We start from the raw sequence: 13,665 nt of genomic DNA on the forward strand, positions 1-13,665 counted from the left end.
GCAGCACATGTCCGCCGAAGATAAGAAGAAAGCACTCACCGTATTCAAGACCGACAGGCACGAGGACGTGGCCGCCTGCTTCTTCGCAGGCCTGGCCGTGGTGATCGTGCTCAGCTATATGGCCTTCTTCCTGCCCTCCGTGACCATCAAGGCCCCGGTGGACGGCAAGCTGACTGAGATCAAGGTCAAGGTCGGCGACACCATAGCGGAAGGCCAGCCACTCTACGTCTACGAAACCAAGAAGAAGAAGTTCGTCCAGGGACAGATGCAGGAAACCGCCGTCACGGAGACGTTCAAGTCCAAGACTCCGGGCAAGGTGCTCTCCCTGAAGCTGGCCGCTGGTGAGGCGTTCAAGAAGGGCAATGGACTGCTGGTTGTCGAACACGTCAAGGGGACGCTGCCCTAATGCGCATCCTCCTGGCGTTGGACGAATCGACCAGGGCCATTGACGAGGCCGTGAAGCTCGCCGCCGAACGCGGGGCGGGCCTCACGGCCCTGTTCGTGCAGGACGCCACTTGGCACGACTACCTCGGCAGCGACTGGCTCTCCGGCTCCAACGCGCGCGGCGGCTACATCGAGTGGGCCGCCGAGCACGACATGCGGGAAGCTGCCGGGCTGCCCGAAATGTTGCGCGAGAGGACGAAAGGCATCGACTTCGAGCTGAAGGTGGCCTCAGGGCGCGTGCCCGAGGAGATCCTCAAGGAGCTGGCCTCGGGAGCGTACGACCTGCTGGTCATGGCCCAGCCTTTCAGGCGCGGTCTGGAGGTGTTGCGCGACACCGCGGCCGGGCTCGTCCCCAGGCTGCCCTGCTCGCTGTACCTCGTGCGGGCGCAGGACGGCTGAACCTGTTTCCGGCGCTTCGCGGCGGACCGGCCCCCCCGCGTCGCCGCGACGCGCCGCGTTGACAGGGGTGCGCGCCGGGCCCTATGTCTGACGCGTCGGCGCGTGCCCCCCATCCTTTCACCCCCGTGGCGTCCAGAGTGAAACAGGCCAGACTCCAGACCCGTCTCTCCCTGCGGCTGCTGGCCGTGCTGCTGGGCATCGGCCTGGTGTTCGGCCTTTCGCTCAACCACTACCTGCGCGTGCTGCTGGAGACCGAGGTCTCCGACAAAGCCAGCATCGTGCTCTCCAACGTGGTGGCCATCCAGTCCTACGTGCGCGAGACCCTTCGCCCCACCATGTACGGCGTGCTGCCGCCCGAATCCTTCGTGATCGAGGCCATGTCCACATCCTATGTGACCCGCAGGGTCATGTCGGACTACAACGCCGCCAAGGAGTCCTTCATCTACCGCCGGGTGGCCCTGGACCCCCGCAACCCCGAATACGGGGCCGACGAGCGGGAGAGCGAACTCATCGCCCACTTCCGGGACAACCCGCAGGAGACCCAGATCAGCCGCTATTACCGGAAGAACGGCGAGGAATTCTTCATCATGGCCCGGCCCGTGACCTTCGACGAATCCTGCCTGTCCTGCCACGGCAAGCCCGAGGACGCCCCGCGCGTTCTTCTGGATCGCTACGGATCGGAGCGGGGTTTCGGCCGCAAGGACGGCGAGATCGCTGGCCTGGACAGCATCACTATGCCCGTGGAGGCCGAAGCCGGGGCCATCAACCGGGCCATGGTGAACTTCATCCTGTTCTTCGCGTTCGGCACCATGCTGATCATGGGCCTGAACCACTTCTTTTTCGACAGGATGATGGTGCTCAACATAGGCAGGCTGGCCGCCGCCATGCGCTCCAGGTTCCCCGCCGAGGCAGGGCGCGCGCTGGACGGCCCTAAGCGCGACGGGAGCGACGAGATCGAGGGCATGGTGGAGGACATGGAGCGCTTCGCCGACCACCTGCGCGATGCCCGCGAGCAGCTGCGCGACTACGCCGCCAACCTGGAGGCCAAGGTGGACGAACGCACAGCCGAAGCCCGCCAGGAGGCCCAGGCCCGCCAGGCCGACGTCAAACTGTTCCTGTATGTGCTGGAGCTTTTCGCCAAAGGCGAGGACCGCAACGCCCTGCTGGACAAGGCCCTGGCGGCCGCCGCGCGGCGCTTCGGCGCGATCGCGGCGGAGTTCGTCTGCTTCTATTCCATGAACGCCCGCGTCTGGCCCGCGGACTGCTCGATGCCCGCCCTGGAGAGCGCCATGCGCACGCCCCTGCTGGACGGGGAGGGCGTCTTCCTCGGGCGGGAGGCCATGGTGCCCGTGCAGTCCGCCAGCGCGGTGCGCGGCGCGTTGTGCCTGCGCTTCGGCTCGGATGCCCAGCTGCCCCCGCAGGAGCGCGAGGTGCTCGGGGCCATGGGCAGGCAGTTGGGCATGGCCCTGGAGAACCTGGAGGCCATGGAGAGCCTGCTCAGGCGCAAGGCCGTGCTGGAGTCAATCTTCGAGGGCATCGCGGACCCGCTGTTCCTGCTTGGCCCCACCGGCGAAGTGCTCCACGCCAACGAGAGCGCCCTCAAACTCCTGGAGGAGTGCCGTGCCCTCGAGGCCCCGTCGCCCGGCGGGGAGCCGGGGGAGGGGACCCTGGGCCTGCCCGCCCTGGCCGCCCAGGTTTCGGGCGCCGTCGACGCCGGCGAGGGCGGGGCGCCCTCCATCGAGAGCGAAGCCTTGCTGCCCGGCGGGCGCTCCCTCCGCCTGCGGGCCTACCCGGTGAGCGGGCTGGCCGGGAGCGGCCGGGCCATCGTCTACGCCCGGGACAACACCGTGGAAAAGACCATGCTGGCCAAGCTCCAGCAGAGCGAGAAGGCCACGGCCGTGGGCATGCTGGCAGCCGGCATGGCGCACGAGATCAACAACCCCCTGGGCGTGATCCTGTGCTACGCGCGCATCCTCTGGGACGACGGCCAGAGCCCCCAGGCCCCCGACCTGGACATCATCATCCGCCACACCCTGCAGGCCCGCAAGGTGCTCGAGGATCTGCTGCGCTTCGCCCGGCCCAAGCCCGAGTCCCTGGAGGACGTCAACCTGGCCGACGCGGTGGAGTTCCTGGCCCGGGTGTTCAGGGGCAAGGCCAGCCGGGCCAACCTCTCCATCGTCACGGACCTCCCGCCGGATCTGCCACCGGTGCGGGCCAACAGCTCCTCCCTGGAGCAGATACTCACCAACCTCATGCTCAACGCCATGGACGCCCTGGAGGAACAGGGCCAGGAGGAGCCGGGGCTCATCCACGTGAGCGCGCGCACCGGGCCGGACGGCTCCGAGGTGCTGCTCACCGTTCGCGACAACGGGCCGGGCATCCCCCCCGATTACGCGGGCCGCATATTCGACCCCTTCTTCACCACCAAGAACGTGGGCAAAGGCACGGGCCTGGGCCTTTCCGTGGTCTACGGCCTCGTGCGGGACCTGGGCGGGCACATCGATGTGCGCAGCGAGGGCGGGGCGGTGTTCACCGTGGGCCTGCCCGTATCCAAGGACATCGCAGATGCATGAGACCATTTCCAGCGACGCCATCCTCGTGGTGGACGACGAGAGCCATTTCGCCAAGGGCGTGGCCCGGCTGATCCAGAAGGGCTTCCCGGAGCACCCCGTGCTGGTGCGCACCAACACCGAGGAGGCCCTGGAGACCCTGCAGGAGCGCCCCTGCGCCCTGCTGCTCACCGACGTGCGCATGCCCGGGCAGGACGGCTTCGCCCTGCTGGAGCGCGCCCTGGCCCTGGAGCCAGCCCTGACCGTGGTGATGCTCTCGGGCTACGGCAGCGTGGAGGTGGCGGTGAAGGCCCTGAAAAGCGGAGCCTACGACTTCCTGACCAAGCCCGTGGATCAGGACGTGCTCTACCGCGCCGTGGCCAAGGCCCTGGACCGGGCCGCCCTGTCCCGCGAGAACAGGCGGCTCAAGGCCGCGGTGGACGCAGGCTCCGCCGGGCAGCGCCTCATCGGGGAGAGCCCGGCCATGCGGCAGCTTCGCGAGGAGATCGAGGCCGTGGCCTCCAACGACTACACGGTGCTCATCCTGGGCGAATCCGGCTCCGGCAAGGAGCTGGTGGCCCGCACCATCCACCGCCTGAGCAGGCGGGGCCGGGCCGGGATGGTCAGCCTTAACTGCACGGCCGTGCCCGAGCAGATCATCGAGAGCGAGCTTTTCGGCCACGTGCGCGGGGCCTTCACCGGCGCGGTCAAGGCCCGGCAGGGGCTGTTCACCGCCGCAGACGGATCGAGCCTGCTGCTCGACGAGATAGGCGACATGCCCCTCACCGTGCAGCCCAAGCTGCTGCGCGCCCTGCAGGAGCGGGAGGTGCGCCCTGTGGGCGGCAGCGAGAACATCCGGGTGGACGTGCGCATCCTGGCTTCCACCAACCTGAACCTGGAGGCGCGCATAGCCTCCGGCGAGTTCCGCGAGGACCTCTACTACCGCCTGAACGTGCTCACAGTGCGGGTGCCTTCGCTGCGGGAGCGGCCCAAGGACGTGGGCCTCCTGGCCATGCACTTCCTGGGGCGCACCTGCGCCGAGCTGGATACTGGTGAGAAGGAGTTCACCCCGGACGCGCTGGACTTCCTGGGGTCGCGCCACTGGCCGGGCAACGTGCGGGAGCTCTTGAACTTCGTGAGGCGGGCGGCGGTGTTTTCGTCGGGGCCGGTGATCACCGAGACGCAGGTGCGGCTCCTGGACGCCCAGGTGCGCGCCCCGGGAGCAGGGTGCGGCGTGGCGACGGGGCTCGCGCCCTACGTGGAGGCCAAGGAGAGGGTGGTGGACGACTTCACCCGTGCCTACGTGCTCAAGCTCATGGAGCGCACCAAGGGCAACGTGTCCCAGGCGGCGCGGCTCTCCGGGCTGGAGCGCGTCTCCGTGCAGAAGATCCTCAAACGCCTGGGCATCGACCCGGCCGGGTTCCGCCCGCCGGGGGAGCCGGCGGAGTAGGCCTTAGCTGCCAGCAGCAAATGTCGATTCTTGCAGCCTGTTCAAAAAGCTCGCTGGCAAGGCGCACGAAAAAGTCAATGCCGATGCGTATTTGGCATGCGCGAGGGTTTGATTTTTTCGGGGCAACGCAGCCAGCGGGAATTTTTCAACAGGCTGCTACAGCCGCACCAGCAGCGCGCCCAGCAGGGTCAGCAGGACGTTGGCCAGCGTGTAGGTGCCCGCGTAGCCCAGCGAGGGCAGGGTGCTGCGCGCCGCCTGCGTGACCACCTTGAGCCCGGGCGTGGAGGTCATGGCCCCGGCCATTGCCCCGAAGAGCAGGGCGTAGTTCATGCGCAGCACCAGGCGCCCGAAGGCCACCCCGCCGAACAGGCTCACCGCCGCGATGGCCGCGCCGCTGATGAGCAGCTCCGGCCCCATGGTCAGCATGGCCTCCAGCACGCCCTGGCCCGCCTTGAGGCCCACGCAGGCCATGAAGAACATCAGCCCCAGCTCCGAGATGATCCATCTGGCCGCCGGGGGCACCCGCCCGAACGTGGGAGAGATCGAGCGCGAATAGCCGAAGATCAGGCCCATCACCAGAAGCCCCCCGGCCTGCCCCAGCCCCACCGTCACGTCGCCAAGCTTGAACTTCACCGCCCCCAGGCCCAGGCCCAGGGCCACGCCGATCACGAAGGCGATGAGGTCCGTCTCGATGACGGTGCGCTCCACGAAGCCCAGGGCCTTGACCACCGCGTCCAGGCGGTGGCGCAGCCCGGCCACGGTGAGCAGGTCGCCCTTTTCCAGCACGATCTCGGGCCTGGGCGCGATGGGGATGTGCGAGCGCACCAGGCGCGTGGGCGTGCAGCCCTGGCGGGGGATCACCGTGAGCTCGCCCAGGCTGCGCCCCGCGGCGTCGTCGTTGGCGATGATGATGTCCACGGTGTCGATGGAGTCCGAGAGCAGGTCCAGGTCGATGACCTCGGGCCCGATGCGATCGGCCATGAGGGGCACGCGGTCCACCGGGACGGAGAGGGCCACCACGTCGCCCTCGGCCAGGGCCATGCCCGGCTCGGGCTGGAACACCGCGCCCTCGCGCTTCACTGCCTGGAGCACGCAGTGCCCGCCCCGGCAAAGGTCGGAGCTCTCGAAGGAGTGGCCCGCCACCTCTGCGCGGCGCACCTCGAAGGCGCGCAACTGCGGCGGGGGGGAGGCCTGCTCCTGGGTATCGAGGGTGTCCTCGCGGTAGCGCCGCTCCCGGGAGAGGGACATGGCCTCCTGGGCAAGGTCCACCCGCAGGAGCATGGGCGCGTAGCGCATCAGGGCCAGCACGCTGAACAGGCCCACCATGTAGGCCAGGGGATAGGCCGAGCCCATGCGCACCAGGGCCGGGCCGGAGTTGGGGTCGGCCTGGCGCAGTGCCTCTTGCGCGGCGGCAAGGGTGGGGGAGCTGGTAAGCGTGCCCGCCATCAGGCCCGCCGCCGTGGGGGAGGAGAAGCCGAACACATGCCCCAGGCCGTAGGCCGTGCCCGCGGCCAGCAGGCCCACCGTGACAGTGAGGGCCATGTAGCGCGGCCCGTCTGCCAGGAAGATGTTGAAGAAGCGCGGCCCGGCCGTGATGCCGATGGAGTAGATGAACAGGATGAAGCCGATCTCCTGGAGCATGGGCGGGGCCTGGAAGCCGTAGTGGCCGAAGACCATGCCCGCCACCATGACCCCCACCGGGGCGGAGAGCTGGATATGCCACAGCGATACCCGGCTCAGGCCGTAGCCGCAGGCCAGAACGACGAAGAAGAGCAGCATGGGCTGCTCAAGAAGAAGCGCGGCTAGGTCGATGGTCATGATGCTCTCCAGGCCGGCGGCCGGGTCAGGCCTGCCGGGCGGCCTTGTCTTGCGCCTCGAGGCGCTGCCCCTGGGCGCCTATCGGGTCCTGGAGCTGGGCCAGGCGCTGCACGGCGTCCAGGTAGCCGTCGGCGTATTCCAGGTAGAAGGCCAACCCCTTGGAGAAGTTCTTGCCCACAAGCCCGTCCAGGAACAGCTGGCTGATCTCCCGCTTGCACAGCAGCACATAGTGGGAGGAGATGAACACCTGCCTGGTTTGCGGGTCCAGCTCCTTCATGGTGCGGGCCAGCGCCCCGCGCGCCCTGGGCTGGTACATCCAGAAATACAGGAAGTCCAGTGAGTTGACGATGATGGCGTTGGCAAGCTCGGGCTGCTCGCGGATGAGCTCCTCCACGAAACGCTTGGGGTCGGCCAGCATCTGGAGCACGTCCCGCCGGGGGTAGAGCATCTCCAGGCGCTCGTGGACCGCCATGACCTGGCGCAGCTTGGCGGAGTAGTCTCGCAGGCGCTGGAGCATGTTGTTGCCCCGGTCGGCCAGGCCCTCGATCACCGCGGCCACGCTGTCCGAGGCCAGCTTGGAGATCACCGCCGCCCACTGCTGCAGGATGGCCGCCGCGCCCGGCTCTCCGGCCAGGGTCAGGAACCATCCCACCGTGGCGCTGAAGAGCATGGCCAGGGGGATGGAGAGCACGCTCCTCAAAAGGTTCCAGAACGCGGCCGAGCGGGGCAGGCCCCTGAAGAGGTTGTGGGTGCAGATGTAGCTGCCGTTGACGAAGGCCATGATGGCGTAGACCGCCGTGGGGTTGGTGCCCACGGTGATGCCGAAGGTTTCCTCCAGGAGGAGCGTCTTCACGAAGAAGTCCAGCAGCGGCACGGAGAAGCCGGTGTAGAACAGGGAGTCGGAGAGCCTGCTCCAGCTCACGTAGTCGTTCCACTTGAGCAGGGGCGTGCGCGAAAGCCCGCCTCCACCCAGCACGGACTGGATCACGTTGCGCACTCCGGTGATGCCAAACCAGATCAGGGCTCCGAAATACTTGAGCAGCCACCAGTCCTTCGTGAACAGGAAGGCCAGGAACGCGGGGATGAAGCCGCAGAGCACCTTGAGCAGGTTCTTGAGGCTGTTGTTCAGGTAGGCAGGGCCGGGCAGGCTGCGCCGGGCGGATTCCCGCCGGGGGGCCAGGCTCAGGTTGTTGCCGCAGTCCTTCTTGGTGCCGCCGAGGATGGAGATGTTGCTTTCGCCCCTGGGCACCGGGTGGAAATCACGGTAGCGGAACTCCCGCTGGGCCTTGTAGCCCAGGAAGCGCAGGGAGTCGCGGCGCCGGGCCAGGGCGTAGAGCGTGTTCAGCCAGGGGTGCGAACTCTCGCGCGGCTCGAACACCAGGTGCGGCTCCATGGTCATCCCCACGGTCATGATCCGGCCCGTGGATTCCTTGTTGCGGCGCAGCTCGGCCTGTGCGGAGGGCGGCAGCGTCTGGTCGGCCACGAGGCCCATGCCGAAGCCCCGGCAGGACTGCCCGGTGGAGTCGGTGCCGATGGAGGTGCGCAGGGGCCTGCTGCGATAGTGGGCGTGGAAGGAGGAGACGTTCTCCAGAATGCGCCAGAGGTTGGCCGTCGTGGCGGCGGCCTCGGGCGAGCCGTCGGCTTCCAGGGCCCCGAGCCGGGCCATGATCCAGTGCTTGAGCGCGATGGCGCTGGGGTTGTTGATGACCTGGAGCAGGTTGGCGATGCCTGGGGCGTCCTCCACGAGTCCGAGGCTCACGTTCTTGAGGTTCACCACTTCCAGGTGGGTGATGCGCCCGCCGCAATCCGCCAGGATCTCCAGCACGGAATCGGGGCTCAGCCCGCAGAGGTTCAGGATGAAGCGGTTGCCTACGCGCAACGCTCCCACGGCGTCCAACAGGCTCACGGGCGTGTGCAGCGGACAGTAGATGGCCGGATGTTCGCATGCGCCGTTTTCGTGGCGCAGGGGGGAGACGAACTGCTCCAGGTAGTCGTCCGTGACGGCCTCGGCGTCCAGAACGTTCATCTCCTCGATGAGGGACTCGATGTGCCGCTGCTCCTCGGCGTCGGCCGAGGCGTGCTCGGCCTGAAGCTCCTCCACGCGCTTGCGCAGGTGCGGCAGCAGGGCGGCGTGCACGTATTTGCCCAGGTGGTCCAGCGAAGGCTGGCCCGCGCCCACGGAGGTGAAGAAGCCCTCCACGTCCAGGGGCTGCATGGCGAGGCCGAAATAGGCGTTGAAATCGGGCAGCACGGATTCGTTGAACTCGCGCAGCACGCCCAGCAGCTGCTCCTGCTGCAGAAGCGAGAGCTGCCGCCCCTGCTGCATGAAGGCCTCGATCTCCGGCTCGCGCAGGAAATCCACGAACTCGCGCTCACCTGCGAAGCCGCGCGGCACCCAGATGATCTTGGCCTGCCTGGAGCCGTGCCGGGTGGTGAACTCGATGCCCACGCGCACGGTGATGCCCATGATCTCGGCGGCGGCCAGCAGCTCCTCGGCCACGTCGGGCTGCACGAAGTTGTAGTAGATCACCGTCAGGTGGCGGATGCCCTTGATCCAGGCGTCCATGATCAGGTGCGTGGCGGACTTGCGCCCCTTTGTGTTGGCGTCGTGGACGTGGTTGTCGAAGCAGAGCTGGACCCAGTCCTCGGGCATGAGCAGCAGGTGGTAGCGCTTGAGCAGCCGGGCGATGATGCGGGCCTTGCCCGTGGCGGCCATGCGGAAGTCGTGGGCCAGCTCCAGCTGGCGCTGGGGGTCGCGTTCGCGCACCAGCTCCTTCATCACCTGCATGAGCACGCGGGCGGTGTTGCGCCGCAGGTAGGTGACGGAAGCGTTCATCACCTCGTCATGCAGGGCGCGCAGGGCCACGATGCGGTCGTGCGCCTTGCCGATCTCCAGTGAGCCGAGAAGGTTGGCCGCGGCGTAGGCTATGCGCAGCCCCTGGGAGGCGGCCAGCTCCTTGATGCCCCTGGGGTGCAGGTAGTGGGTGAGGAGGTGCTTGAAGCCGGAGTAGGCTTCGCGGCCCAGCACGTCGGCCACGATGCCCAGCAGGGCATAGTCCTTTTGATCGAAGAGAAGCCGGCCGCCGATGCGGCTCATGCTGGAGTTCATGCGTTCCTGTCCGGGCCGACGGTTTGGGCTAACGTGCCGATATCGCGTTCAATCAACGCAAGCGGCCCGCTTGTCAAGCGGAGCGGTCCCGGCAGGTGTCGCCTGGGCGGCTCCCATTCGCGTCTTCAAACGTTAATGTGAACGACTTCAGATTGTTACGTGGAATGCGAGAGCGATGGCCGGTGCGGCGCCAGATGTTTCAGCCCTGCGGATGCAACGCCTGCCTCACGATGGAATTGTTTGCCTGCGGCTGGTGCTTGGGGCATAGGGGAGGCGGAATCCAAACGGCCCGTCGCGGAACGCGGCGCCGACTACACCGCCTGGAGGAAACGGCATGAGCGAAAAGGAATGCACATTCTACCGCACGCTGTACGAAGTGGCCAAGGTCATCAACTCCAGCCTGGAGCCGGCCACCGTTCTGGCGGGCATCGTTGAGCAGACCGCCCGGGCCCTGGAGGCCAAGGCCTGCACCATCCGCCTGCTGGACCGCAAGGGCTTGACCCTGCTGGCCAGCGCTGCCTGGGGCCTCTCGGCTGGCTACCTGCGCAAGGGGCCCATCGAGGTGGCCAAGAGCGGGCTGGACCAGGAGGTGCTGGCGGGCAAGCCCGTCCAGGTGAAGGATGTACGCAGCGACACCCGCTTCCAGTACCCCGAGGCGGCCCGCAAGGAGGACATCGCCTCCGTGCTGGTGCTGCCCCTCACCGTGGGGGCCAAGCCCATCGGCGTGATGCGCGTCTATTCCAACACCGTGCGGGACTTCACCCCCGTCGAGGTGGACTTCGCCTCGGCCATCGCCAACCTGAGCGCCATCGCCATCGAGAACGCCAGGCTGCACCAGGCCCTCAAGACCGACTACGAGCTCCTGGCCGAAACCACCTACGCCATCCACGACCTGTAAGGGGGCCGACCATGAAGAAAGTGCGCATCGCCATCAACGGCTTCGGCCGCATCGGGCGCCAGGTGCTCAAGGCCGTGCTGGAACGCCACAGGAACACCATGGAGATCGTGGCCATCAACGACCTCTTCGACGTGGCCACCAACACCCACCTGCTCTGCTACGACACAAACTACGGCCGCCTGAGCGTGGACGCCTCCGTGGTGGACGGCAACATGGTGGTGGGGGACTGGAAGATCCGCAACTACGCCGAGCGCGACCCCAAGCAGCTGCCCTGGGGCGACCTGGACGTGGACGTGGTGGTGGAGTCCACCGGCATCTTCCGCACCGGCCCGCAGGCCCAGGTGCACCGCGACTGCGGGGCCAAGAAGGTCATCATCACCTCCCCGGCCAAGCAGGAGGACATAACCGTCGTGCTGGGCGTCAACGAGCACGCCTACGACCCGGCCAAGCACCACATCATCTCCAACGCCTCCTGCACCACCAACTGCCTGGCCCCCGTGGCCCAGGTGGTTCACGAGAGCTTCGGCATCGTCCGGGGCATGATGACCACCGTGCACTCCTACACCAACGACCAGCGCATCCTGGACCTGCCCCACAAGGACCTGCGCCGCGCCCGCGCCGCGGGCCAGAACATCATCCCCACCTCCACGGGGGCGGCCGAGGCCGTGGCCCTGGTCATCCCGGAGCTCAAGGGCAAGTTCAGCGGCTTCAGCCTGCGCGTGCCCACGCCCACCGTCTCCGTGGTGGACTTCGTGGTGGACCTGGAGCGCGAGACCACCACCGAGGAGCTGCGCGCCAGGCTCAAGGAGGCCGCCACCGGCCGCCTGAGCGGCATACTGGACTTCAGCGAGAAGCCCCTGGTCTCCTCCGACTTCAAGGGCGACCCCCACTCCAGCATCGTGGACGCCGAGTACACCACGGTGCAGAACGGCACCCTGGCCAAGATCATCTCCTGGTACGACAACGAGTGGGGCTACTCCTGCCGCGTGGCCGACCTGATCGACTACATGGCCAAGGCCGGCCTCTAGGCTCCCGCCCGCCTACCGCGCCGACTCCGTGCAATATTGGCCGCCCCTCCGCGATGGAGGGGCGGCCTTCTTTTTTGCGGGGTTACCGATGGCCGTCCGCGAGGTGTTTCGTTGTGACCCAATCGCCACGAGGATGTGTCGGATGGGGACACAAACAGTATGGTCCTACAATGATTGAATTAATTCAAGATTGGCAGCTGGCGGGGCCGGATATAGCGCCTTCCCGTTTGGGGTGTTGGAACACTGGGGGCCTCAATTGGGAAGCCTAGCGCAGGGTGGTGCTTCCAACGTGGCGTAATCACAGTTGTATTTATTTGGCTCGATAGTTGCTCTTTAATGCATCACGAGGGGTGATGAGGCATGGTGTATTGAAGGAGTTGTGGAGCTTGCTGAGAGCGCGCTTTGCGATGAATGGATCTTTTTCACATGGTTCAGGCAGCTGAGCGATCATTTCGTAAAATGCTGCGCGCTGTGATGATGTACTCACCATGTCTCCGTGATTGTACGTAAGTAAGTCAAACACAAGGAGTGCAGGTATGGAAGTCCCGAGCATGTCGCGCCCGCAATGGTCAGATCTCGTCACGGGGAAGAAAACATATCAGCTTAAATTTCTTGCGGCAAAGATCCTGCTTGGCCGCCTCGTGCATTCCGTGAAGGAGAACCCGACCCCGGACAACATCAAGTCGTGCGTCGAGCTGGTGTACAACGTCTACGCCAAGAACGCCGGTTCTCCGTCCGTGCAGGAAGATTTAACCACCATTTTCGGGTAGGGGGAGCCATGTTACAGGACATCATGACCGTAGCGGAGACCGCGAAACTCATCGCGGCGGGTAAAGTCCTCCTCCTGGCGGGCGACGAAGCCGCGTTGCGCCAGCTGCCCAAGGGCAACTGGATCGGCGGCACCATCCCATACTTCATCTCCCACACCGAAGGGGGGCTGGCCACGCGCGAGCGCATCTTCGTCACGGACGTCACCGGCGTGGTGCAGAGCGTCGAGATAGTGGAACGGGACGCCAACGGCCTGGCCAAGGTCTACGCCGAGGGCCCGCAGGAAGGCTTCAGCGTCGTGATCATCCCGGCCCTGAGCAAGGCTCACCTGTCCTTCGCGCTCAACGCGCCCAACTACAGGGATTTCGGCGTGCGCCCGCTCATCGGCTGGATCTCCGGCGTGCACCTGGACGACCTGGGCAAGGTGACCCCCAAGGTCTTCAACGGCGTGACCGGCAACGTGCTGGAGGAAGGGGCCGTGGTGCTTCAGGCTACCCTCAGTCCCGGCAAGGTGGCCGAGGTGGGCATCGTGAACCTGTTCGAGCAGGGCGGGGGCGACATTTTGACCTTCCCGGCGGACGGATTCTCGGCCAAGGAGGTGCTGGTCAACGGCGAGAAGCGCAACTTCGCGGCCTACATCGTGAAGAACAAGCTGGACACGCGCCTGCCGCTGGTCGCGGACTACTACGGGGCCCTGGTGAACATCAGCTTCCAGGGCATCGACGAGGTGGAGGGCGAGGTGAAATTCTACGCCCCCGTGTTCACCGGCATACGCTACAAGCACGCCAAGCCCGTGGCCGACTACGGCGAGGCCTTCAAGGCCTGCCTGGAGAACAAGTGCCAGCTCTCGGAAGACCGGGTGGTGTTCTCCTGCAACTGCATCCTGAACTATCTGTACTCGGGGCTGGAGGGTAAAAAGACAGACCCGTTTGCCGGGCCCATCACCTTCGGCGAGATAGCCTACCAGTTGCTCAACCAGACCCTGGTCTACCTCGAGGTGCACGACGTCTGATCCGTGGACGCACGGAGCAAGCGCACTGTCGGGTCCGGTCCGCCAGGTGGCCGGACCCGCTCGCGCGGGAATCCGCCGGGAAGGGTGTGTCGTGGTGGCTTCGCCCATGCGTCTGGAGCGATACGACGGGGCGGCATGGCTTCCCCGGAAACGAAACGGGGCGGCTTCGTGCCGCCCCGTCATTTTGCTG

Annotated in this window: 10 protein-coding genes; 8 read left to right on the forward strand and 2 right to left on the reverse strand. The window is 66.6% G+C overall.

Features of this window, described 5'->3' with window-relative positions; genetic code table 11:
- Positions 1-7 precede the first annotated feature (7 nt).
- From MLE18_RS05585 to MLE18_RS05600, 4 genes are all read left to right on the forward strand, one after another.
- Positions 8-406 carry a biotin/lipoyl-containing protein gene (locus MLE18_RS05585; protein ID WP_243368109.1) on the forward strand — a complete coding sequence of 133 codons (399 nt, stop codon included), beginning with the start codon at positions 8-10 and terminating at the stop codon, positions 404-406.
- Entirely contained in the window at positions 406-843 is a 438-nt protein-coding gene (locus MLE18_RS05590; protein WP_243368111.1) for a universal stress protein, read from the forward strand. Before MLE18_RS05585 ends, MLE18_RS05590 begins: the two co-directional genes overlap by 1 nt.
- A gap of 137 nt (positions 844-980) precedes the next feature.
- Positions 981-3,416: a c-type heme family protein gene (locus MLE18_RS05595; protein ID WP_243368114.1), complete on the forward strand. Its 2,436-nt coding sequence runs from the start codon at positions 981-983 to the stop codon at positions 3,414-3,416.
- Entirely contained in the window at positions 3,409-4,842 is a 1,434-nt protein-coding gene (locus MLE18_RS05600; protein ID WP_243368116.1) for a sigma-54-dependent transcriptional regulator, read from the forward strand. The genes MLE18_RS05595 and MLE18_RS05600 overlap by 8 nt, the downstream gene beginning before the upstream one ends.
- Positions 4,843-4,998: 156 nt before the next feature.
- Here MLE18_RS05600 and MLE18_RS05605 read toward each other — a convergent pair whose 3' ends face one another.
- Together MLE18_RS05605 and MLE18_RS05610 are read right to left on the reverse strand one after the other, a co-directional pair.
- Positions 4,999-6,660, reverse strand: a complete 1,662-nt coding sequence (locus MLE18_RS05605) for an aspartate:alanine exchanger family transporter (protein ID WP_243368119.1) — start codon at positions 6,658-6,660, stop codon at positions 4,999-5,001.
- Positions 6,661-6,685: 25 nt separating this feature from the next.
- Positions 6,686-9,769, reverse strand: coding sequence for a hypothetical protein (locus MLE18_RS05610; protein WP_243368121.1), 3,084 nt, complete (start codon positions 9,767-9,769; stop codon positions 6,686-6,688).
- Positions 9,770-10,103: 334 nt separating this feature from the next.
- On the opposite strand from MLE18_RS05610, the gene MLE18_RS05615 reads away from it, so the two are divergent.
- The 4 genes from MLE18_RS05615 to MLE18_RS05630 all read left to right on the forward strand — a co-directional run bounded on the left by MLE18_RS05615 (position 10,104) and on the right by MLE18_RS05630 (position 13,475).
- The gene (locus MLE18_RS05615; protein WP_243368123.1) at positions 10,104-10,667 is read left to right on the forward strand and encodes a GAF domain-containing protein; all 564 of its coding nucleotides are present in this window, start codon (positions 10,104-10,106) and stop codon (positions 10,665-10,667) included.
- 11 nt (positions 10,668-10,678) lie between these two features.
- The gene (gene gap, locus MLE18_RS05620; RefSeq protein WP_243368125.1) at positions 10,679-11,695 is read left to right on the forward strand and encodes a type I glyceraldehyde-3-phosphate dehydrogenase; all 1,017 of its coding nucleotides are present in this window, start codon (positions 10,679-10,681) and stop codon (positions 11,693-11,695) included.
- 536 nt (positions 11,696-12,231) lie between these two features.
- Positions 12,232-12,465, forward strand: a complete 234-nt coding sequence (locus tag MLE18_RS05625; protein ID WP_243368127.1) for a hypothetical protein — start codon at positions 12,232-12,234, stop codon at positions 12,463-12,465.
- 8 nt (positions 12,466-12,473) lie between these two features.
- Positions 12,474-13,475 carry a DUF6976 family protein gene (locus MLE18_RS05630; RefSeq protein ID WP_243368129.1) on the forward strand — a complete coding sequence of 334 codons (1,002 nt, stop codon included), beginning with the start codon at positions 12,474-12,476 and terminating at the stop codon, positions 13,473-13,475.
- The last annotated feature ends 190 nt before the right edge of the window (positions 13,476-13,665 follow it).

Source organism: Fundidesulfovibrio soli, from assembly GCF_022808695.1.
Lineage (GTDB): Bacteria > Desulfobacterota > Desulfovibrionia > Desulfovibrionales > Desulfovibrionaceae > Fundidesulfovibrio > Fundidesulfovibrio soli.